Annotated in this window: 21 protein-coding genes and 1 riboswitch; of the genes, 10 read left to right on the plus strand and 11 right to left on the minus strand. The window is 74.9% G+C overall.

Features of this window, described 5'->3' with window-relative positions:
• Window positions 1–22: 22 nt before the first annotated feature.
• Window positions 23–1429 (minus strand): dihydrolipoyl dehydrogenase, encoded by a 1407-nt coding sequence (gene lpdA / locus VM324_01305; GenBank protein HVL97914.1) that lies wholly within the window; start codon window positions 1427–1429, stop codon window positions 23–25.
• Between the two features lie 96 nt (window positions 1430–1525).
• Here lpdA and gcvT point away from each other — a divergent pair, with 96 nt between their 5' ends.
• Window positions 1526–2605, plus strand: a complete 1080-nt coding sequence (gene gcvT, locus VM324_01310; protein HVL97915.1) for a glycine cleavage system aminomethyltransferase GcvT — start codon at window positions 1526–1528, stop codon at window positions 2603–2605.
• An 18-nt stretch (window positions 2606–2623) separates the two neighbouring features.
• Here the strand turns inward: gcvT and nadA are convergent, their stop codons facing one another.
• Complete coding sequence (gene nadA, locus VM324_01315; protein HVL97916.1) at window positions 2624–3796, minus strand: quinolinate synthase NadA; 1173 nt, start codon at window positions 3794–3796, stop codon at window positions 2624–2626.
• A gap of 145 nt (window positions 3797–3941) precedes the next feature.
• On the opposite strand from nadA, the gene VM324_01320 reads away from it, so the two are divergent.
• Both VM324_01320 and VM324_01325 read left to right on the plus strand, forming a co-directional pair.
• Window positions 3942–5027 (plus strand): glycerate kinase, encoded by a 1086-nt coding sequence (locus VM324_01320; GenBank protein ID HVL97917.1) that lies wholly within the window; start codon window positions 3942–3944, stop codon window positions 5025–5027.
• 85 nt (window positions 5028–5112) lie between these two features.
• Entirely contained in the window at window positions 5113–5487 is a 375-nt protein-coding gene (locus VM324_01325; protein ID HVL97918.1) for an iron-sulfur cluster assembly accessory protein, read from the plus strand.
• Between the two features lie 139 nt (window positions 5488–5626).
• Here the strand turns inward: VM324_01325 and VM324_01330 are convergent, their stop codons facing one another.
• Genes VM324_01330 through VM324_01345 form a run of 4 tightly spaced genes read right to left on the minus strand, consistent with a single transcriptional unit; the run spans window position 5627 to window position 8866 of the window.
• The gene (locus VM324_01330) at window positions 5627–5866 is read right to left on the minus strand and encodes a sulfurtransferase TusA family protein (protein ID HVL97919.1); all 240 of its coding nucleotides are present in this window, start codon (window positions 5864–5866) and stop codon (window positions 5627–5629) included.
• 25 nt (window positions 5867–5891) lie between these two features.
• Window positions 5892–7049, minus strand: coding sequence for an aminotransferase class V-fold PLP-dependent enzyme (locus tag VM324_01335; protein ID HVL97920.1), 1158 nt, complete (start codon window positions 7047–7049; stop codon window positions 5892–5894).
• 29 nt (window positions 7050–7078) lie between these two features.
• Entirely contained in the window at window positions 7079–7750 is a 672-nt protein-coding gene (locus tag VM324_01340) for a PhzF family phenazine biosynthesis protein (protein HVL97921.1), read from the minus strand.
• 39 nt (window positions 7751–7789) lie between these two features.
• A complete protein-coding gene (locus VM324_01345; GenBank protein HVL97922.1) occupies window positions 7790–8866 on the minus strand; it encodes a CopD family protein in 1077 nt (358 codons plus the stop codon).
• Between the two features lie 98 nt (window positions 8867–8964).
• Between VM324_01345 and VM324_01350 the strand changes: the two genes are divergently transcribed.
• The 3 genes from VM324_01350 to VM324_01360 are packed head-to-tail and all read left to right on the plus strand — an operon-like array spanning window position 8965 to window position 11315.
• Complete coding sequence (locus tag VM324_01350) at window positions 8965–9543, plus strand: DUF3105 domain-containing protein (GenBank protein ID HVL97923.1); 579 nt, start codon at window positions 8965–8967, stop codon at window positions 9541–9543.
• A gap of 27 nt (window positions 9544–9570) precedes the next feature.
• Window positions 9571–10227, plus strand: coding sequence for a copper resistance CopC family protein (locus VM324_01355; protein ID HVL97924.1), 657 nt, complete (start codon window positions 9571–9573; stop codon window positions 10225–10227).
• A gap of 11 nt (window positions 10228–10238) precedes the next feature.
• On the plus strand, window positions 10239–11315 hold the full coding sequence (locus tag VM324_01360; protein HVL97925.1) for a hypothetical protein: 1077 nt from the start codon (window positions 10239–10241) through the stop codon (window positions 11313–11315).
• 15 nt (window positions 11316–11330) lie between these two features.
• Here VM324_01360 and VM324_01365 read toward each other — a convergent pair whose 3' ends face one another.
• Window positions 11331–12404 carry a VIT1/CCC1 family protein gene (locus VM324_01365; GenBank protein HVL97926.1) on the minus strand — a complete coding sequence of 358 codons (1074 nt, stop codon included), beginning with the start codon at window positions 12402–12404 and terminating at the stop codon, window positions 11331–11333.
• Between the two features lie 89 nt (window positions 12405–12493).
• Window positions 12494–12609, plus strand: a riboswitch (TPP riboswitch).
• On the opposite strand from VM324_01365, the gene thiC reads away from it, so the two are divergent.
• Window positions 12605–14311 (plus strand): phosphomethylpyrimidine synthase ThiC, encoded by a 1707-nt coding sequence (gene thiC / locus VM324_01370; protein ID HVL97927.1) that lies wholly within the window; start codon window positions 12605–12607, stop codon window positions 14309–14311. (Overlaps the previous riboswitch by 5 nt.)
• A 13-nt stretch (window positions 14312–14324) precedes the next feature.
• Here thiC and VM324_01375 read toward each other — a convergent pair whose 3' ends face one another.
• From VM324_01375 to VM324_01390, 4 genes are all read right to left on the minus strand, one after another.
• Window positions 14325–15176 (minus strand): ABC transporter permease, encoded by an 852-nt coding sequence (locus VM324_01375; GenBank protein ID HVL97928.1) that lies wholly within the window; start codon window positions 15174–15176, stop codon window positions 14325–14327.
• Entirely contained in the window at window positions 15173–16180 is a 1008-nt protein-coding gene (locus VM324_01380) for an ATP-binding cassette domain-containing protein (protein HVL97929.1), read from the minus strand. The genes VM324_01375 and VM324_01380 overlap by 4 nt, the downstream gene beginning before the upstream one ends.
• Window positions 16181–16283: 103 nt before the next feature.
• A complete protein-coding gene (locus VM324_01385; protein HVL97930.1) occupies window positions 16284–17759 on the minus strand; it encodes an AMP-binding protein in 1476 nt (491 codons plus the stop codon).
• A gap of 11 nt (window positions 17760–17770) precedes the next feature.
• A complete protein-coding gene (locus VM324_01390) occupies window positions 17771–18364 on the minus strand; it encodes a biotin transporter BioY (protein HVL97931.1) in 594 nt (197 codons plus the stop codon).
• A 147-nt stretch (window positions 18365–18511) separates the two neighbouring features.
• Between VM324_01390 and VM324_01395 the strand changes: the two genes are divergently transcribed.
• The 3 genes from VM324_01395 to VM324_01405 all read left to right on the plus strand — a co-directional run bounded on the left by VM324_01395 (window position 18512) and on the right by VM324_01405 (window position 21087).
• Entirely contained in the window at window positions 18512–18997 is a 486-nt protein-coding gene (locus VM324_01395; GenBank protein HVL97932.1) for a hypothetical protein, read from the plus strand.
• Window positions 18994–20043 carry an anthranilate phosphoribosyltransferase gene (gene trpD, locus VM324_01400; protein ID HVL97933.1) on the plus strand — a complete coding sequence of 350 codons (1050 nt, stop codon included), beginning with the start codon at window positions 18994–18996 and terminating at the stop codon, window positions 20041–20043. The genes VM324_01395 and trpD overlap by 4 nt, the downstream gene beginning before the upstream one ends.
• A 309-nt stretch (window positions 20044–20352) precedes the next feature.
• Window positions 20353–21087, plus strand: a complete 735-nt coding sequence (locus tag VM324_01405; GenBank protein ID HVL97934.1) for a hypothetical protein — start codon at window positions 20353–20355, stop codon at window positions 21085–21087.
• Window positions 21088–21154 lie beyond the last annotated feature (67 nt).

Below are 21154 nucleotides of genomic sequence, written 5' to 3' on the forward strand. Positions count from 1 at the left end.
TTGCTCCTCTCGTCCCTGACGGCTAGCCGTGCAGGGGGTTGCCGGCGAGCTTCATGTGCGCTTCTCCGAGCGCCTCCGTGAGGGTGGGGTGGGGATGGATGAACTGGGCGACCTCGGTCGGCAGGGCCTCCCAGTTGTAGATGAGCTGCCCCTCGGCGATGAGGTCGGTCGCCCTCGGCCCGACGATGTGGATGCCGAGGACCTTGCCCCCGTCCTTCGCCGCGAGCACCTTCACGTGTCCGCCGGCCTTCATCATCATCGCGCGGCCGTTGTGCGAGAACGGGAACGTCGCGGTGTCGTACTCGATGCCGGCCTCCCTCACCTGCTCCTCGGTGAGCCCGACGCTCGCGATCTCCGGGTGCGAGTAGGTCACGCGCGGGACGCCCGCGTAGTCGATGGCGGTCGTGGGCCGGTCCGCGAGGTGCTCCGCGACGAGGAAGCCCTCCTGGAACGAGGCGTGCGCGAGGCCGAGCGCCGGCGGCGGCAGGATGTCGCCGATGGCGTAGACCCCCTCGGCGCTCGTGCGGCACAGGCCGTCGACCGGCACGTATCCGCGCTCCACGGTGATGCCGGCGTCCTCGTAGCCGAGGTCCTCGGTGACCGGCCTGCGCCCGATGGCGATCATGAGCACGTCGCCCTCGAGCTGCTGCTCGCCCTTCGGGCCTTCTACAGTGACGCGCACGCCCCCGTCGCCCTTCTCGACCCTCGTGAGCCGCGTCGACGTGAGGGCGGTGATGCCGCGGCGCTTGAAGTCGCGGGCCAGCGCCTTGCGCGTGTCGGGATCCTCGTTCGGCACGAGGCCGTCGAGCATCTCGACGATCGTGACCTCCTGTGCCCCGAAGGCGTTCCACACCGTGGCGAACTCCACACCGACGGCGCCCGCCCCGAGCACGATGGGACGTTCCGGCAGGGCCTCCCGGTACAGCGCGTGGTCGCTCGTGATGACGGTCTCCCCGTCGATCTCCGCGCCCTCCACCGGTATCCCGCGGGGCACCGACCCCGTCGCGAGGACGAGCCCGCGCCCGGCGGTCAGGGTGCGCTCGCCCTCCCCGGTGCTCACCACCACCGTGCGCGCGTCCTTCAGGCCGCCGATGCCGGCGATCGTGTCGACGCCGCGCGACTTGAGCGTGGCCTGCAGCCCCTTCCAGTTCGCGTCGACGACGGACTGCTTGTAGTCGAGCAGCGCCGCGACCTCGATGCCGTCGTAGCTCGCGCGCACGCCGTAGTCGCCGGCGTGCTGGACATGCTCGGCCACCTCCGCCGCCTGGAGGAACGCCTTCGTCGGGATGCAGCCCCAGTGCAGGCAGGTCCCGCCCACCTTGTCCTTCTCGACGAGGGCCACCTGCAGCCCGAGGTCCGCCGCGCGCAGCGCGCAGGAGTACCCGCCCGTGCCGCCGCCCAGGACGATGAGCTCATAGCTGTCGGCCATACCGGTTCACCCCTGCTGATCGCGGTCTTGCTCGCATCCTATCGACGCGTGCAGCGCCCTTTAGGCTGCTCTTACCCGCTTGACGAGGAGCCCACCGTGCCCGTGCTGCGCCGCTCGCCGCTCGACGACCGTCACCGTGCGCGGGGGGCCACCATGACGGGCTTCGGTGGGTGGGAGATGCCGCTCGACTACGGAAGCGTCGTGGCCGAGCACCGGGCCGTGCGCACCTCGTGCGGCGTGTTCGACCTCTCCCACCTCGGCACCGTGCGGGTCACCGGCGACGGCGCGCAGGCCTGCCTGCGGCGGGCGTTCACCAACGACGTCGCGCAGCTCGCGCCGGGGCGGGCGCACTACACGCTGTGCCTGAACACCGACGGCGGCATCGTCGACGACCTGCTCGTGTACCACCTCGACGGGGGCTTCTTCGTCGTGCCGAACGCCGCCAACGCCGCCGCGGTCGGGGATGCGCTCACGGCGGCGGCCGCGGCGGCAGGCGGCTGCGAGGTCGTCGACGTGAAGGACCACCTCGCCTGCCTGGCCGTGCAGGGACCGGATTCCGCCGAGGTGGTCACCGGCACCGGGTGCGACGTCGGGGACCTCGCCTACCTCGACTGCCGCGCCACCCCAGGGGGGCTTCCCCCGGCGGGCGGCGTGCTCGCGCGCTCCGGCTACACCGGCGAGCGCGGCTACGAGCTGTTCCTGCCGGCGGAGCACGCCGCTGCGCTGTGGGACCGCCTCGTCGATGCCGGCGCGACGCCGGCCGGGCTCGGCAGCCGCGACACCCTGCGTCTGGAGATGGGCTACCCACTGCACGGCCAGGACATCACCCCCGCGACGTCGCCGGTAGAGGCCCGCCTCGGCTGGGCGGTGAAGGGCAGCGGGTTCGTCGGCGAGGAGGCCTACCGCACGGCGCAGGGGGCCGGCGCGCCGCGCCTGCTGTGGGGCCTGCGCGCAACCGGCCGCGGGATCCCCCGTGCGGGCTGCGTCGTCCACCGCGAAGGCGAGGAGCTCGGTGCCGTGACGAGCGGGTCGTTCTCGCCGACGCTGCGCGTCGGGATCGCGATGGGCTACGTCGACGCGACCCCCGGCGAGCGCGTGGAGATCGACGTGCGGGGCAAGACGGTCGCCGCCGAGGTCGTCCGCCCGCCGTTCGTCGACGCGTCGCCGAAGCGCTGAGCGGGCGCCGCCCCGCAGTCAGGCGGGCGGCAGCGCGAGCATCCGGTCGAGCGCCCCGCGGGCCCAGTACGCGGTGTCGGGGTCGACCCGGACGGGGTTCACGACCTCACCGGCGACGAGCGACTCGAGGACCCACACGAGGTGGGGGAGGTCGATCCGGTTCATCGTGGCGCAGAAGCAGACCTTGTCGTTCAGGAACGTGATGGTCTGCTCCGGGTGCTGCTGAGCGAGGCGCCCGACGAGGTTGAGCTCGGTGCCGATCGCCCACGACGTGCCGGGTGGTGCCTCGCGCACGGTGCGGATGATGAACTCCGTCGAGCCGACGAGGTCGGCGTGCTCGGCGACCTCGTGGCGGACCTCGGGATGCACGAGCACCCGCACCCTCGGGAGTCTGGCGCGCACGAGCTCGACGTGGTGCGGGAGGAACGTGCCGTGGACGCTGCAGTGCCCCTTCCACAGGATCATCCGCGCCTGCCGCAGCGCCTCCGGGTCGAGCCCGCCGCCGGGCCGGTGCGGGTCGTAGACGACGCACTCGTCGAGGGACAGCCCGAGCCGGCGGACGGCGGTGTTGCGGCCGAGGTGCTCGTCGGGCAGGAACAGCACCTGCGAGCCCTGCGCGAAGGCCCACCGCAACGCCTGGTCCGCGTTGGACGACGTGCACACCACGCCGCCGTGGCGGCCGGTGAACGCCTTGATGGCGGCCGAGGAGTTCATGTACGTCAGGGGGACCACCGCGCCGCAGCCGGCCTCTTCGAGGTCCGCCCAGGCACCCTCGACCTGGCCGATCTCGGCCATGTCGGCCATGGAGCAGCCGGCGGCCATGTCCGGCAGGACGACCGTGGTCTCCGGCGGCGTGAGAAGGTCGGCGGTCTCGGCCATGAAGTGGACGCCGCAGAACACGATGAAGGGCGCCCCGTTGGCCGCGGCGCCCGTGGCGAGCTTGAAGCTGTCGCCGCGCAGGTCGGCGAACGCGATGACCTCGTCGCGCTGGTAGTGGTGGCCGAGGATCACCACCTGGTCGCCGAGGGCGGCGCGCGCCGTGCGCGCACGCTCGACGAGGCCCGGGTCGCTCGGGTCGGGCACGACACCGGGGCAGATCGTCCCCCGCTCGCTGCCGGGGTCCGCACGCGACCCGAGCAGCAGCAGCGGCGTCGTCTCCGCCGCCTCGCGAAGGGTGGTTCCTTCGTTCATCGGTTCACGTGTCCTTGACCGCCGGGTGGCCCCTGGCGTCGGCTCTCGACCGGCCTGTCACGGCAAGGGGAGGTGTGTCAACGTAACATCTGCCCGCCCCGTCGCAGGGCGGGGCGTGCGGCGGGCGGCTCTACACTCGGTCGGCATGCGGGTCGTCGTCGCACCGGACAAGTTCGCCGGCACGCTCACCGCCGCCGAGGCCGGGGAGGCCATGGGGGCCGGATGGTCGCGGGCACGTCCCGGCGACGACGTCGTCGTCGTGCCGATGGCCGACGGGGGAGAAGGCACCGCGGACGTCGTCGCGGCCGCGGTGCCCGGCGCGCAGCGCATGTCCGCCGAGGTTGCCGACGCACGCGGCAGCGCCGTGGAGGCCGCCTGGGTGCTCCTGTCCGACGGGCGGGCGCTCGTGGAGGTCGCGCAGGCATGCGGCTTGTCGCGTCTGTCACCCGACCGGCGCAATCCCCGCTGGACGACGAGCTACGGCGTCGGCCAGCTGCTCCTCGCGGCGGTCACCGCGGGCTGCCGTGCGATCGTCGTGGGCCTCGGGGGCAGCGCGACCGTCGACGGGGGGGCCGGGCTCGCGACGGCCCTCGGCTACCGGCTGCTGCGCGGCGACGGCAACGGCGTGAAGATCGGCGGGGAGTACCTGCGCTCCCTGCACCACATCGAGCCGACCGCCCCTCCGCCCGTGCCCGTCGTGGCGGCTGTCGACGTCACCAACGCCCTGCTGGGACCCGACGGTGCGGCCGCCGTCTTCGCACCGCAGAAGGGCGCGACCCCCGACGACGTGCCCGTCCTCGAGCAGGCCCTGACCCGCCTGGCCGACATCGTCGAGCGCGACCTCGACGGGGGACCGTGGCGCGACCTGCCCGGCGCCGGCGCCGCGGGAGGGCTCGGGTTCGGGCTCGCCGCCTTCTGCGGGGCGCGCCTGGTGAGCGGGTCGGCGGCGATCGCCGACCTCGTGGGCCTCGAGGCGGCCCTCGACGGGGCGAACGTCGTGCTCACCGGCGAGGGCTCCCTCGACGCCCAGACGACCCGAGGCAAGGTGCCCGCCTACGTCGCCGAGCGCGCCCGACACCACGGCGCGCGGGTGATGGCCGTGGCGGGGCGGGTGACCGACGGTGCGGGCGCCGGCTTCGACCGGGTCGCCGAGCTCGGGCCCGAGGGCCTGCAGCGCGCGACAGAGCTCGTCGCCGAGCGCGCGGGCGAGCTCGCCGCCACGCTCGCATGAGCACCGCGCACGGCGTCGGCAAACCGTGGAGCGTGCCGGTCGCGAGGGATACACTGGCGGACGTCGTCCACCAGCGAGGTATCAGATGAGCGAAGCGCCCGCCATTTCCATTCCGCTCTCGGAGAAGCCGGTCGAGCCGATCACGCTCACCGAGTCGGCTGCCGCGAAGGTCAAGGAGCTCATGACCCGCGAGGAGAAGCCCGACGAGGTCGCTCTCCGCGTCGCGGTCCAGCCCGGCGGCTGCTCGGGCATGCGCTACGCGCTGTTCTTCGACGACCGGGAGCTCGAGGGTGACCTCGTGCTCGACATCCACGGCGTGCCCGTGCGGCTCGACAAGATGAGCGCACCGCACCTGCAAGGCACCCAGATCGACTGGGTCGACAGCCTCCAGGGCGCCGGGTTCGCCATCAACAACCCCCAGGCGCGCAGCACCTGCGCCTGCGGCGACAGCTTCTCCTAGGCGCGAGCGGCACCTCGAGGCCGCAGAGCACACGCGCCACACGAAGAGGGAGCCTGCGGGCTCCCTCTTCCGCGTCCACGCGCGTGCGCCCTGCAGCAACCGCGCCCCGGCGGGCTGCGCCCTCCCGAGGCGGTCCCGGTCAGGAGGACCGCCGCACGCGGAAGGACCAGCCGCGCCCGGCCTCCGCCTGACCGAGGTACTCGTGGCCCTTCATCCGGCACCACACCGGAATGTCGACCTTCGCGCCAGCGTCGTCGGACAGCACGACGACCTCCTCGCCGGGGCGCGCCTGCTCGACGGCCTTGGCGAGCGCGATGACCGGCACCGGGCACGGCTTGCCGAGGGCGTCGACGACGGTGGCGGGTCGGGAGGCGGACACGCTCCGGAGCGTACCCGTCTGGCGTTCAGCGCCCCGCCCCCAGGCGGGCGCGCAGCGCGCCCACGGCCGTGGCGAACGCCTCCGCGAACCGCTCGACGACGTCGCCGGCGACGTCCGGACCGAACGAGACGCGGACGTGGCCGTGGGTAAGCGCCCCCATGGCGACGAGGACGTGGCTCGGCCGCCCGGACGTCGACGCGCACGAGGACCCGGAGTGTACGGCGAAGCCGGCGCGGTCGAGCTCGGCGGCGAGGGTCTCCCCGTCGACGTAGAGCGCCGACGCGGCGACGATGTGGGGCAGGGCGTCGTTCGGGGGGCCATGGACCGCGACGTCGTCGAGGTCGCCGAGGCGCGCCCGCAGGCGCCGGCGCAGGCGATCGCAGCGTGCCACCTCCGCGGCGGCCGGGCCTTGCGGGTCCCCGGGACGCAGATGGAGCAGGGTCTCGGCCATGGCGGCGATCCCCGGCAGGTGCTCGAGTCCGGCCCGCCGACGGCCTTCGCGCTCGTCGCCGGACAGCAGCGGGCGGAAGCGGGCGCGCGGGGACCACGCGAGCGCCCCGGTGCCCCGGCCCCCACCGAACTTCGCCGCGGACACCGACACGAGGTCGGCGCCGAGCGTCACGACGTCGACGGGGAGCCGCCCGAACGTCTGGCAGGCGTCGACGTGCAGGAGGGCGTCGGCGTCGCGGCAGAGCGCGGCCGCCTCGGCGACCGGTTGGAGCGTGCCGGTCTCGTGGTTGGCGTGCTGGAGGTTCACGAGCGCCGCGCCGTCGCGCAGCGCGGCGGCGAGGGCGTCGAGGTCGACGCGCCCGTCGCGGTCGACGGGCACGCGGGTGTGCGCACAGCCGCTGGCGTCGGCCGCGGCGAGCACCGCCGAGTGCTCGACGGCGGCGGACAGGATCCGCCGCGGGCGGGCCCGGTTGGCGGTGGCGACACCGCGGACGGCGAGGTGCACGGCCTCCGTGCCACCGGAGGTGAACGCGACGCGCTCGGCGGCGACCCCGAGCGCGGCGGCGGTCGCCGCGCGCGCCGACTCGAGCAGGTCGCGGGCGGCCCGGCCCTCGGCGTGGCGGCGGCTGGGGTCGCCGGGCAGGCTCCGGGCGACCTGCGCGAGCGCGGCGAGGGCCGCCGGGTGCGCGGGCGCGGCGGAGGCGTGATCGAGGTACACCCGTTGCGTCGCCATCGGCGTCAGTATGGCGAGGCCGTCAGCACCTACGGGTACGCGCGGGTCTCGACGTCCTCGACGACGCCGCCGACCTCGACCGTTCCCGCCGGGCCGGGCCGGGTGCGCAGCTCCGAGCCCGTTCCCTGGCGGATGACGAGCGGCCGGCCGAGCACTGCGCCGAGGCGCACCGCGGCCGCTCCCGTGGCCTCGTCCTCGGGCACCCCGAGACGCGCGGCGAAGAACCGGGCGCGCACGCGGCCGGCCGTCTCGTCCTCCCACGCCCACGCGTGGAGGACGTCGGTCCCGGCGGGCGGGGCTTCGAGGGCGTCCACCTCGGCCGGGGACTCGTAGCGCCGAAGCGTCATCTCCGGCGCCCACTCGGGGCGGCCGCGGATCCAGCGACGGCCGTCGTCCTCCCATGTCGCGACGGTGCCGGCCGGCGGGCGCAGGGCGTCGACCCACGTGCCGTGCTCGGCGAGCAGCCAGGCCGTGCCGACGAGTGGGTGACCGGCGAAAGGCAGCTCAGCCGCCGGGGTGTAGATCCGCAGCCGCCCCGTCGCGGGGTCGTCGAGGAACACCGTCTCGGAGAAGCCGAGGTCGGCGGCGATCGCCTGGCGGTCCTCCTCGGGGATCTCGGCCCCCTCGAGGAACACCCCGAGCGGGTTGCCCCCGGCCCCGTCAGGGCCGACGAACACGCGGAGTACGGAAAGGGTCGGCATGCGGGGGACCCTACCGGTTGGCCGGGTCGCCGGAGCCGTTCATCCCGGCGGCGCGAGGCGGACGAGCGCTCCGGTCACGGCCACCGCGAGCAGCAGGCCGGCGAGCTCTGCCCGTACCGTGCGCTGCAGCCGGCGCCACGCCGCGGGGCCGTCGCGGTCGATGGCCGGCACGAGCCGCCACCGGTTGTGGGCGGCGAGGGCCAGGACGACCGCGACGAGCGCCACCTTCACGAGCAGCGTCCGCCCGTAGCCGCTGCTCACCAGGCCGCCGAGGCTGCCGACCTCGCGTGCCGCCAGGGCCGTACCCGTCGGCACGAGCGCCGCGACGCTGGCCGCGGCCACGGTGGAGAAGCGGCCGAGGAGCCGGGCGCCGCCGCTCGCGTCGAACGAGCCGCGTCGCATGGCGAGGACGACGCCGAGGAGCAGGAGACCGCCCAGCCACACGCCCGCCGCGCCGGCGTGCACGACCGTGACCGTCGCCGCGAGCCAGCGGGTGTCCGCGGTCGCGCTGTGGCCGGTGAGCGTGAAGCCCGCGAGCGCGACCAGCACCCCGGCGCCCGTGACGAGCGCGCCGGTCCGCGGCCGGCCGACGCCCAAGGCCACGGCGCAGAGGCCGGCCAGGCGCAGCAGCGCCGCCGCACCGAACGGCGAGGCCGCGACGGCGGCCAGGGTCCGTGCGTCGGACGCGCCGGCGAAGCCCGATCCCTGCACGACGGCCGCGTGCAGCGGCACGCTGAGGGCGCTCGCGGCCATGCCGGCGATGGCCGCCGCCCGCACGAGCCGCACGATGCGTGCCCGTTCGTGACCGCGGCCGTCGTGAACGGCGCCGACGAAGACCGCGCCGCCCACCGCGACGAGGACCCCGGTCACGAGCACGACGCGCACGAGCAGCGCCGCGGCCTCCACCGCGACCTGCGAGGCGCCCAGCGCGGTGAGCGCGACGCCGGCCACCCCCGCGGCGCCGACCACGGCGGCCCCCGCGACCGCCCTCGCCGGCATCCGACCCGAACGCCGGTCCCCCCCCGGCGCGCCGACCGGCGCCCGTCGCGCGAGCGCGCCTCGTGCCGCCGGCGCACGCACCGCCGGCGCGGCGACCTCGTGCTCGACGGCCGTCATCGCGCTGTCCGTCTGTCGTCCACGACCATGGTTCGGCAGCACGCGGCCGGGGGATTGCCCGCGCATGCGCCCCACCACCGCACACGTACCCTGTGGACATGGCTCCGCGTACCGCTGTCGTCGCTGTGGGCGTCGGCGCCCTGCTACTCGCGGGGTGCGGTGGCGCACCGGGAACGGCCGCCGAGGTTGACTGCGGTCCCGTGGAGGAGCAGCCCGACGCCGGCCATCAGCACCTCGTGGGCGACGCGGAGGCGCCCGTCGACTACGCCACCGTCCCCCCGACCTCCGGGTGGCACTTCGCCGACCCCGACCGGGTCCGCGGGGCACTCGGGATGCACGAGGCCGAACGCCCCCTCACCGAGACGGAGCAGGCGAGCGTGCTGGCCGTCGACGCAGTCGTCGTCACCTGGCGCGATCTCACCGCCGAGCAGCGCGACGCGCTCGCCGAGCTCGCCACCGGCGAGTACGCCGGGCGGGTCGCGGTGACGCCCTACGACCGCCTCGAGCCGGGCCAGGTGGTGATGACCGCCTGGCGGACGATGCAGGTCTGCGACGGCCTCGACCTCGCGGCCGTCGCCCGCTTCGTCGACGCGCACGCCGCTGCGGAGCCCGACTTCTCGATGGGCGGAGCCGACCACGGCGACGAGCACGGCCGGCATGAGTTTTCCGGCCGCTGAGCGGCTGCCCCGACCGAGGAGCGCCACGTGACCAACCCCCGCGACAGCATCCGACTCCACCAGGCGGTCGCGCCCGTCGTGGCCGCCCTGCTCGCAGGGGCGGCCCTGGTCGTCGGCGCCGGGCCCGCTGCGGCGCACGCGGCACTCGTGGGGGCACACCCCGAAGACGGGGCGACGGTCACCGACGAGCTCGACATGGTCGTGCTGGAGTTCGACGAGCCCGTCGGCTTCGCGCAGGTCCGGGTGACCGGACCCGACGGCCAGCGGGTGGACGAGGGGCAGCCGGGGGAGCGGGGGACGACGGTCGAGCAGCCCCTCGCACCGGTGCTGCCAAGGGGCGCCTACGAGGTGGCGTTCCGGGTCACACCCGACGACGGGCATCCCCTCGAGGGACGGGTTGCGTTCACCTACGCCGGTCCGGTCGGCACGGGCGACGTGGGCGACCCACCGCCCGCCGCCGGGGACAGGGCCGAAACCGTGCTGCCCGCACCCGGCGAGGCAGACGTCCGGGAGGAGCAGACCGGAGTGGAGGCCGAGGGCATGGGTGCCGAGCGGGAGGCCGACCTCGGCTACCCCGTGCTGGTCCTCGCACTGCTCGTGCTCCTCGCTGCGGCCGGCGGTGCGGCCCTGTTCGTGCGCCGGCGCGGTCGGGGCGGCTCCGGCGGCCGGGTCGCGGACGCGTAGGCGACGGAGCCGTGCCCCGCACCGTGCGTCTCGCCAGCCTCGCCATGCTCGCCGCAGGCCTGCTCGTCGGTCTGGCCGCCCCCGCGCTCGCACACGGACGGGGCACCGACGCCAGCAACTACCTCAGCCGCGTCACCGCCGCCCCCACGATCGAGGGGTTGCGGTGGCGGGTGTACGGCGGCGACGAGCTGCTGTGGGTCGAGAACCGCACCGGCGACGAGCTCATCGTCTACGGCTACGAGCGTGAGCCCCGTGACCTCTACCTGCGGATCGGGCCCGACGGGGTCTTCGAGAACCGCAACGCCGCAGCCACCTACCTCAACCGGGAGCGGCTCGGCGGCCCGGTCCCCGAAGGGATCGACGCGGAGGCGCCCCCCGACTGGGTGCAGGTGTCGACCGAGCCCCGCTTCATGTGGCACGACCACCGCATCCACTACATGGGCGTGGGCCTGCACCCGCGCGTCACGGACCCCGCCGAGCGTACGCCGATCATGGAGTGGTCGGTCCCGTTCAGTCTCGCCGGCGAGGAGCTCGAGGTCGCCGGCGAGCTCGAGTGGGTGCCGGGGCCGCCGTGGTGGCCGTGGCCACTCGTCGGTCTCGCACTCACACTGCCGGCCCTCCTGGGCCTGCGCACCGGGCCGCACGGCGACCGCTGGCCGGGGCTCGCGCGGCCCGCTGCGCTCGTCCTCGGCGCGGTCGCGGCCACGAACCTCGTGTTCCTCGTCGACGACCTGCTCGCCGTGCCGCTGCCCCTTGCGACCCGTGTGCCCGCCGCCGTGCAGACCGCGCTGTTCATCGGTCTCGCGGCTTTCGGCGCGCTGCGGGGCCGCCGGGGCGGGGACGCCGGCGCCTTCACCGCCCTCGGGGTGGGCGCGGGCGCACTGCTCATCGGCCAGGGCCTGCTGCTCCTGCCGGCCCTCGCCGCGTCACAGCTGTCGACGGTCTTTCCCGACGCCGTGCCGCGCCTCGTCATGGGGTTGAACATCGCCCAGGTGCTGCCCCTCGGTGCCGTCGCGTTCGTCGGGACGCGCCGGGTGCTGCCCGCGGACGCCGGTCCGCGCGACGAGCCCGCCGCCGTCGGCGGGTGACCTCCGGCGGTCCGCTCAGCCGAGCACGCCCCCGGCGAGACCGCCGAGGCCGAAGGTGACCGCCGCCGCCACCGCCCCGACGGCGAGCTGGCGGAGCCCCGACCGCAGCATCGGCCGGTTGGTCAGCAGGCTGATGGCCGCACCGACGGTGAACAGCGCCACGGACGCCGCAGCCATCGCCGTGAGCATCGCGGCGGCCCCCGATCCGATCACGAAGGGCAGCAACGGGATGGTGGCCCCGACGGAGAACGCGGCGAAGTTCGACGCCGCGGCGCCCCAGGGCGAGCCGAGGGCGGTCGGGTCGAAACCGAGCTTCTCGCGCGCGAGGACCCGCGCGGCCACGTCGGGGTCCCGCAGGAGCTCCTCGGCTGCGCGCTCGGCCTCGCCGGCGGGGGTCCCGCGGGCGCGCAGCAGCAGCGCGAGCTCGTTCGTCGGCTCGTCGGCGAGCTCCGTCAGGTGCGCGGCGTCGAGCGCGATCTCACCGGCGAACAGCTCACGCTGCGACGTGACGGAGATGAACTCGCCGGCCCCCATGGACAGGGCTCCGCCGAGCAGGCCGGCGAGGCCGGCGAGGACGATGACCTCGTTCGAGGCCTGACCGCCTGCCATGCCCATGACGAGGGCGAGGTTGGAAACGAGGCCGTCGTTGACGCCGAAGACGCCGGCGCGCAGGCCGCCCGACGTGCGGGCCCGCCACGAGGGGAACAGGCCCGCGACGACCCGGGCGTGCACCCGCTCGTCGACGACCATGTGCGCGGGCGCGGCGGGGTCGGCGTCGTAGCGGCTGATCTCCGACGCCTCGCCCCGCTCGAGGAGGGGGATGACCGCCCCCACGCCGAGGCGCCGCGCGATCCACGCGAGCAGCCGCGCGCGGCCGCCGACCTGATGCGCGGCGACCCGGGGCGGGTCCTCGCCGAGCTCGGTGAGCTTGGCCGCCCAGTGGCGTGCGTGGCGCTCCTCGGCCTCGGCGAGCCCGAGGAGGATGTCGCGGCGCTCGCCGTGCGCGCGCTCGGCGAGGGCACGGTACACCGCCGCCCCGTCGAGCTCGTCGGCCATGTGGCGCCGGTACCGCCGCTTCGCACTCCTCATCGCCCGCCGATGATAGCCGGGGGGCGTCGTTGCCCGGGCGTGCCGCCCGGCATCGCGTGTCGCGGCCGTGCCGGGGCGCCGCTATGGTCATCGCGTACCGCGGGGGCTCGGTGAACCGGGCTGAGAGGGCGGATGACACGGTCGCCCGACCGCATGAACCTGATCCCGGGTAATGCCGGGCGGAGGGAGGTCCCACGTCGATGTCTGCTCACGGTCCCAACCCCTTGCCTCTCCCCGACGGTGCTCCGCACGCGAGGAAGGTGTACGTCACCGGCTCGCGCTCCGACCTGCGGGTGCCGATGCGCGAGGTCGCGCTCGGGGCGACCACGGGGCGCTTCGGCGACGAGGCCAACCCGCCGGTGCGCCTGTACGACACGTCGGGGCCCGCCGCCGACCCCGACATCGTCGTCGACGTCGCGCGGGGCCTGCCACCCCTGCGGGCCCCGTGGATCACCGAGCGCGAAGACGTCGAGCGTTCGACCGGCCGGGGGCACGCCGCCTGTCGTGCGGCACCCGGTCGGCGGGTCACCCAGCTGGCGTACGCGCGGCGCGGCGAGATCACCCCGGAGATGGAGTTCGCCGCCCTCCGCGAGGGCGTGGCGTCCGAACGCGTTCGCGACGAGATCGCCCGCGGCCGAGCCATCCTGCCCGCGAACGTCAACCACCCCGAGAGCGAGCCGATGGTGATCGGCCGCGGGTTCCTCGTGAAGGTCAACGCGAACATCGGCAACTCGGCCGTCTCCTCGTCGATCGCCGAGGAGGTCGAGAAGATGGCGTGGGCGACGCGCTGGGGAGCCGACACCGTCATGGACCTGTCCACCGGCGCGGACATCGCGTCCACCCGCGAGGCGATCCTGCGCAACGCGCCCGTACCGGTCGGCACGGTGCCCATCTACGAGGCGCTGGAGAAGGTCGGGGGCAGGGCGGAGGAGCTGTCGTGGGAGGTCTACCGCGACATCGTCGTCGCGCAGGCCGAGCAGGGGGTGGACTACATGACCGTCCACGCCGGCGTGCGCCTGCCCTTCGTCCCCCTCACCGCGCAGCGGGTCACCGGGATCGTGTCGCGTGGGGGGGCGATCATGGCGGCGTGGTGCCTCGCCCACCACACCGAGAGCTTCCTCTACACCCACTTCGAGGAGCTCTGCGAGATCCTCGCCGCCTACGACGTGTCCTTCTCCCTCGGCGACGGCCTGCGGCCCGGGTCGGTCGCCGACGCGAACGACGAGGCGCAGATGGCCGAGCTCGACACGCTCGGCGAGCTCACCGAGGTCGCGTGGCGCCACGACGTGCAGGTCATGGTCGAGGGCCCCGGCCACGTGCCGATGCACAAGATCAAGGAGAACATGGCCCGCCAGCTCGCCGCCTGCCACGAGGCCCCCTTCTACACCCTCGGGCCGCTCACGACCGACATCGCCCCGGGCTACGACCACATCACCTCGGCGATCGGCGCGGCGATGATCGCCTGGTACGGCACGGCGATGCTGTGCTACGTCACGCCGAAGGAGCACCTCGGCCTGCCCGACCGCGACGACGTGAAAGCCGGGGTGATCGCCTACAAGATCGCCGCGCACGCCGCCGACCTCGCCAAGGGCCACCCCGGCGCGCAGGCGCGCGACGACGCGCTGTCGAAGGCGCGTTTCGAGTTCCGCTGGGAGGACCAGTTCAACCTGTCGCTGGACCCCGAGACCGCGCGGGCCTACCACGACGAGACGCTGCCGGCCGCACCGGCGAAGACGGCGCACTTCTGCTCGATGTGCGGGCCGCGGTTCTGCTCGATGCGCATCACCCAGGACGTCCGCGAGTACGCCGCGACCCGGGGGCTCGCCGACAGCGAGGCGCTCGACGCCGGCATGGCCGAGAAGGCCGCCGAGTTCCGCGACGCGGGCGGGGAGGTCTACCTCGCCTGAGCCGTCGCGCCCGTCAGCGCTGCGCGCGGTAGCGGTGCATGGTGAGCGGCGCGAACACGGCGACGAGTCCGGCGCAGATCAGCAGCACGACGCCGAGCTGGCCGGCCGTCGCGTTGCCGTGCATGAGCCCGCGCACCGCCGCCACCACGTGGGTGACCGGGTTCACGCCGACCACCGCCTGCAGCCAGGACGGCATGGTCGCAGGGTCCACGAGGATGTTGCTCATGAAGGTGAGGGGGAACAGCACGAGCATCGCCGCGTACATGACCGACTCGGGCGTGCGCATGAAAAGCCCGAACAGCGTCCAGATCCACGACAGGCTGAAGGAGAAGGCCAGGAGGAGCAGCACCGCCGACAGCAGCCCGACCGCCCCGCCACCCGGCCGGAAACCGAGCGCGAGACCGAGCACGACCATGATCGCCGAGGCGAGCGTGTAGCGGACCGCGTCGCCGAGCAACGCGCCGACGAGGACGGCGGGCTGCCAGATCGGCAGCGACCGGAAGCGGTCGAACACCCCCTTGGTGATGTCGGTGTTCAGCGCCGAGCCGGTGTACATGGTGATCATCGTGACGGTCATGACGAGGATGCCCGGCAGCACGAACTGCAGGTACTCGCCGGTCGACCCCGCGAGGGCACCGCCGAACAGGTACGTGAACAGCAGCAGGAACATGATCGGGAACATCGTCACGTCGAACAGCTGCTCCGGGACGTGCTTGATCTTCAGCAGCGCGCGCCACCCGAAGGTGAGCGACGCCGCCAGCGCGCTCGGGCGGGGCGGGCGCGCCCGCCCCGCCAGGACCGCCCGGAGGTCCGCGTCCCCTGGGTGGGCGCCGGTCAGCGGCGCCTCGGCCTGCCGGGGGGTCATGTCCGCTCCTCCAAGGTCGCCGCCGGCCGCCGGCCGCCTGTCGAGGTGGCGGCCTCCTCGGCGGGGTGACCGGTCAGGGCCAGGAACACCTCGTCGAGGGTCGGCTGCCCGAGCGCGAAGTCGGTGACCGTCACGCCACGGCGCACGAGCTCCGCGAGCGCACCCGCCACCGCTTCCACGTCGGCGACCGTGGCCGACAGCGCGACCGGGTCCACCTCGCGCTGCACCGGAACCCCCAGCGCGACGGCGAGCAGCCGCTCGGCCTCCGGCCGCTGACCGGCGTCGCCCAGACGCACCCGCAACGACCCGGCGCCGACCTCCGCCTTGAGCTCACCGCTCGTCCCCTCGGCGATGACGTGCCCGTGGTCGATCACCGCGATGCGGTCTGCGAGGTGGTCGGCCTCGTCGAGGTACTGCGTGGTGAGCAGCACCGTCGTGCCCTCGGCGACGAGGGCCCGCACGATCTCCCACACCTGGTTGCGGCTGCGCGGGTCGAGGCCGGTGGTCGGCTCGTCGAGGAACATGAGCTCGGGGGTGACGACGATGCTCGCGGCGATGTCGAGGCGCCGGCGCATGCCACCCGAGTAGGTCTTCACCTGACGGTCGGCCGCTTCGGAGAGCGAGAAGGCGTCGAGCAGCTCGGCGGCCCGCTCCCTCGCCTGCGCCCGCGAGTGGCCGAGCAGCCGGGCGAGCAGCACGAGGTTCTCCGCGCCGGTGAGGTCCTCGTCGACCGATGCGAACTGCCCCGTCAGGCTCACCCGGCTCCGCACCGCGTCGGCTTCCCCGACGATGTCGTACCCGAGGACGCGTGCCGTTCCCGCGTCCGGCGTGAGCAGGGTGGCGAGCATTCGGATCGTCGTCGTCTTTCCCGCGCCGTTGGGCCCGAGGAACCCGTACACGCCACCGGCGCGGACGGCCAGGTCCACGCCGTCGACCGCCCGCACTGTCCCGAAGCCCTTCACGAGCCCTGACGCCTCGATGGCCAGGTCCGTCGTCGCGCCCACCACGCTTCCTCCTTGCCGCCTGTGTTCCCCCGCGCGGTTCCCCCCGGGGCATCGTAGTCCACCGGCCGGCGCTTCACGGGGGGTGCCCGTCGGGCGCTCGGCCCTACGTGGCGGCGGCGCGCAGCGCGCGCTTGTCGACCTTGCCGGTGGCGTTTCGGGGCAGCGCGTCGACGCAGAGGATGCGGCGGGGGACGGCGTGGACGCCGACGCGCTCGGCGACGAGCCGCCGCAAGGCGTTCAGGTCGAGGGCGGCGGCGAGCCCGGGGACGACTGCGGCGCCGACCGCCTCACCGCCGAGCACGTCGGGGACGGGGAACACCGCCGCGTCGTCCACGCCCGGTGCGGTGCACAGGACCCGCTCGACCTCACGGCTCGACACGTTGGCGCCGCCGCGCAGGATGAGGTCCTTCGTGCGGTCGGTGATCCGCACGGTCCCGTCCGCCGCGACCGTGCCGAGGTCGCCGGTCGGTAGCCACCCTTCGCGCAGGGCGCCACCGGGCGCGTCGAGGGTGCCGCCGGTCACCGTCGGGCCCGCGACCTCGAGCTCGCCGGTCACCCCGGGGGGCAGCGGGCCGCCGGCGCCGCGGGCGCGGACGCGCAGCCCGGCGAGCGGCCGGCCGACCGTGCCGGGTGGCGCCGGGCGGGCGGGGTCGTAGCGCAGGGCAGTGACCGGTCCGTGCGCCTCCGTGAGGCCCCACACGTCGTACAGCGCGACGCGGGGGTGGCGGGCGGCCAGGGTCCGCGCCGTCGCGGGGGGCATCGGGGCGCCACCGTGCACAAGCGTCCGCCAGGTCGGGACGTCGACCGGGTCCTCGCGGGCGAGGAGGGTGAGCCATGCCGGCACGGCGTCGAGCAGGGTGATGCGGTGGGCGGCCATCCGCGCGAGTGCCCCGGCCGGGCGCGTGTCCGCCGGCAGGACGTTGCACCCGCCGACGAGGATAATGGTCATGGTCTGGGTGGACAGGACGCCGATGTAGGTGAGCGGCATGACGACGAGGCTGCGCTCGCCTTCGCCGAGGGTGAGCAGCTCGAGGTAGGCGCGTCCGACGTGGAGGAGGCCGCGGCTGGTGAGCCGGACGATCGTCGGGTGCCCGGTGGTGCCCGACGTCGCCACAAGCGCCACCGCCCGGTCGGGGTCGGCGGGCACCGCCGGCAGGTCACCGGGCCGGGCGCTGCCGTCGAGGGGTAGGGCGACCCGGGCCGGGGCGGGCGCGGCGTCGCCGGCGGCGGCACGCAGCCGGTCGGCGTGGGCGTCGTCGGCCACGCAGAGGGCCGGTCCGGCTCGCGCGAGGAGGGCGGCCCAGCGCGGGGGCGGCAGGCTCGCGGGCAGCAGGAGCGCCGTGACCCCGATGCGGGCGCACGCGAACGGCGCGGCGTAGAGCGGGGCGTCGGCGGAAAGGGCGAACGCCACCCGGTCGCCGGGTCGCGCACCGGCGGCGAGCAGCCCCCCGGCCGCTGCGCTCACCGCGGCGTCGAGCTCGGCGTAGGTCAGCGACCCGGCAGGGCTCTCGACCGCGGGCCGGTCCGGCCAGCGGGCCGCCGCCGCGCGCAGCAGCGCGTCGAGCGACCCTTCGCCCACGGCACCGGGCGTCAGGCGCGGTCGCCGGCGAGGCGCCAGGCAGCCGGCAGGGCGAGCGCGGCCGCGACCGCCTTCAGGGCGTCGCCGACGAGGAACGGGGCGACTCCGAGCCCCAAGGCCTCGACGACGCCGTACCCGCCGACGAAGGCGAGCCATGGGACGCCGAGTGCGTAGATCACGAGGGAGCCGAGGGCGAATGTCGCCGCCATGCCGAGCGGGCCCCGGTCCCACCCCCGCCTTGCGCAGGCGCCGACGACCGTCGCGGCCACGACGAACCCGACGAGGTAGCCCCCCGACGGTCCGACGAGGTAGGACACCCCGCCGGTCCAGCCGGAGAAAACCGGTAGGCCGACCGCCCCCAGCAGCAGGTAGGTGGCCTGTCCCGCGGCCGCGCGCGCCGGACCGAGCGCCGCGGCGGTCAGCAGGACGGCGAACGTTCCGCCCGTGATCGGCACGGGGGAGAACCCCAGCGGGATCCGCAGCTGCGAGGCGGCGGCGGTGAGCAGGGCAGCCCCGAGGACGAAGGCGACGTCGCGCGCGAGCGTCCGCGGGAAGACGTCGGCGAGGACCGGGCGGGAACCGGCGACCGGTGCAAAGGCGGACACGGCGTTCTCCTGCGGCTGCGAGAGGTCGGGCGGGCTTGGTCGCAGCCTAGAGCAGCGGCGGGGCGGGCGCCCATGGCATCATGCGGTGCGAGCCCCCGCGCGCCCCCGGGGCGCCCGCACCGTTGCCCCCTGCCAGTGAGCTGACGCATGAAGGTCCTCCTCGTCTCGACCAACCCCCGCCTGTCCCTGCAGGTCACCACCGCCGTGCTCGGTGAGCCCGACGTCGAGGTCCTCGAGGTGCGCACCCCGCAACGGGTGCTGCAGCAGCTCGACGACGAAGGCGGGTTCGGTCTGGTCATAGCCGACGCGGACACCGCGCCGACCGGCGGCTTCGCGCTGGTCCGGGAGGTGAAGGCGCGCGCGCAGATGGGCGCCGAGATGCCGCCGGTCATCCTCCTGCTCGCGCGGGAGGCCGACAAGTACCTCGCGAAGTGGTCGCAGGCGGATGCCTTCATCCTCAAGCCACCCGACCCGTTCGACCTCGCGGAGGTGGTCCGGGCGCTGCGTGACGGCAGGCCGGTGCCGGCGCTGCCCCGCGTCGGGGTCCCCCGGGGGCCGATGCCCGCGGACGTCACCGAGGCACTCGGCGGCGTTAACGTTGCCGGCGGCACGGTCGTGAGCAGCGGGCCGTGACCTCCCGATCCGGCCAGCGCTGGCCGGACCTGCTCATGCGCCTCGTCGCGGGCGAGGACCTCGACGACGCGACGACCGCGGACGCTATGACGGCCATCATGGAAGGCGAGACGACGCCGGTCCAGGTCGCGGGGTTCCTCATGGCGCTGCGTGCGAAGGGCGAGACCGCCGAGGAGATCGCCGGACTCGTGCGGGCCATGCGGCGCTACGCCCTTCCCGTGCGGGTGGAGGGCCCGCTCGTCGACACGTGCGGCACCGGGGGCGACCGGGCCGGCACGTTCAACGTGTCGACGCTCGCTGCGCTCGTGGCCGCCGGTGCCGGTGCGGCCGTGGCGAAGCACGGCAACCGGGCTGCGAGCGGGCGCTGCGGCTCCGCCGACCTGCTCGAGGCGTGGGGGGTCGTCATCGACCTGCCGCCGGCGGGCGTCGAGGTGTGCATCCGCGAGGTGGGAATCGGCTTCTGCTTCGCGCCGACCTTCCACCCGGCGATGCGCCACGTCATGCCCGCGCGCCGCGAGCTCGGCGTGCCGACGGTCTTCAACTTCCTCGGCCCGCTCACCAACCCCGCCGGCGCGCGCCACCAGACCATCGGCGTGAGCAACCCGGTCATGGCGCCGCGGATCGCGGGGGTCCTCGCCCGGCTCGACGCCGCCCACGCCCTCGTCTTCCACGGCTCGGACGGCCTCGACGAGCTCACCACAACCGGACCGTCGACGGTGTGGGAGGTCCGCGGTGGCGAGGTCGCCGAGTGGACCTTCGACCCGGCCGAGCTCGGCATCGCCCCCGCCACGGTGGCTGACCTGCGCGGCGGCGACGTCGACGACAACCGGCGCATCGCCGAGTCGGTGCTCGCGGGCGACCCGGGTCCCCCCCGCGACATCGTCGTGCTCGGCGCTGCGGCCGCGCTCGTGGCCGCCGACCGGGTCGACGAGTGGGCGGCGGGCCTCGACGCGGCAGCCGCCTCGATCGACTCGGGGGCCGCAGCGGGGGTCCTCGACGCCTGGGTCCGCGTCTCCCGCGAACAGGCGGCGCGGCCCTGCGGTTGACGCGGACCACCTCCGCCGGACCCGGGCACATGGGCCTCTGACGCCCGCTGCTCGCCTCCCGGACGGCGTCCTGGACGGCTTCGCGGGTCGTGCGTGGGCTGGACGTGGCCCCTCAGGCTGCCGGCGTCGGCGAGCTCGGCCAGGGCGGCGAGGTGCGCGACGTCGGGGCGGGGAACGCCGTGACCCAGGGCAAGGGATGAGCCGTGGAGTGACCCCACGTCGGGGGACTGGCCGTCCCGGCATGGCTGAGGGGCGCCGGCTCCGGGTACTCCTTGGGAGATGAACGAGCGCCGACCCGAGGAGACGAGCATGGCCAGCGGCCGGAGCGGCCACTCCGCGTGGCAGCGCGCCGTGTGCGGGCCGGCAAGGACGGTCTGGCTCGGCTGGGCGGTCGGGTTCACGGTCATCGCCGCGGGCGTGGTCGCGCTGGCGCCTTACGCCCTCGGGCACCTGTCCGACGTGCGCGTCGGGCTCGTCGGCAACGGCGGCGCGACGGGGCCGGCGACTGCCGCGCTCAGCAGCTCACCGGACACGGGACGGGACGAGGCGGCGCTGACGGCTATACCCGCAGGCCGCACGGGCCTTGCGTTCCTCAACCTCGACGACCCGCTCGAGCGTGCGGTGTCGGCGCTCGGCCCCCCCGACGCCCGGGTACCCGACATGAACGCCGCGTTCGCCTACACGTGGGATCTGGCGCCGGGCGTCGAGCTCGTCGTCACCGCGGACGACCATGGCATCCTGGGTCTCGCCGCCCGGGTGCCCGCCGATGGGCCGGTGCGGATCGCCGCGCACGCCGGGGTCGTCATCGGCGAGTCGACCCCCGCCGACATCGTGCGTCTCTGGGGTCAGGACCACGAGGTCGCACGCCATCCGGGCGAGGACTTCGTGCTGCGCTACATCGAGTGCGTCGGGGCCTACCCCGTCGTCGTCAAGTTCGAGCAGGGGAACGATCCCGCCGAGGTGCGCTGGGACGAACCGGTCACCGGGGTGTTCCTCGCCTACGCCGACGCCGAACCGGGCACGGCGGGCTGCCCGGTCGCCTGACCAGGCCGCGCCCGCTGCCCCTGCGCCACACGGCCTCGGCGTCGGCGAACCCCACGCCCCACAGACG

It is taken from the genome of Egibacteraceae bacterium (assembly GCA_035540635.1).
Classification (GTDB): domain Bacteria; phylum Actinomycetota; class Nitriliruptoria; order Euzebyales; family Egibacteraceae; genus DATLGH01.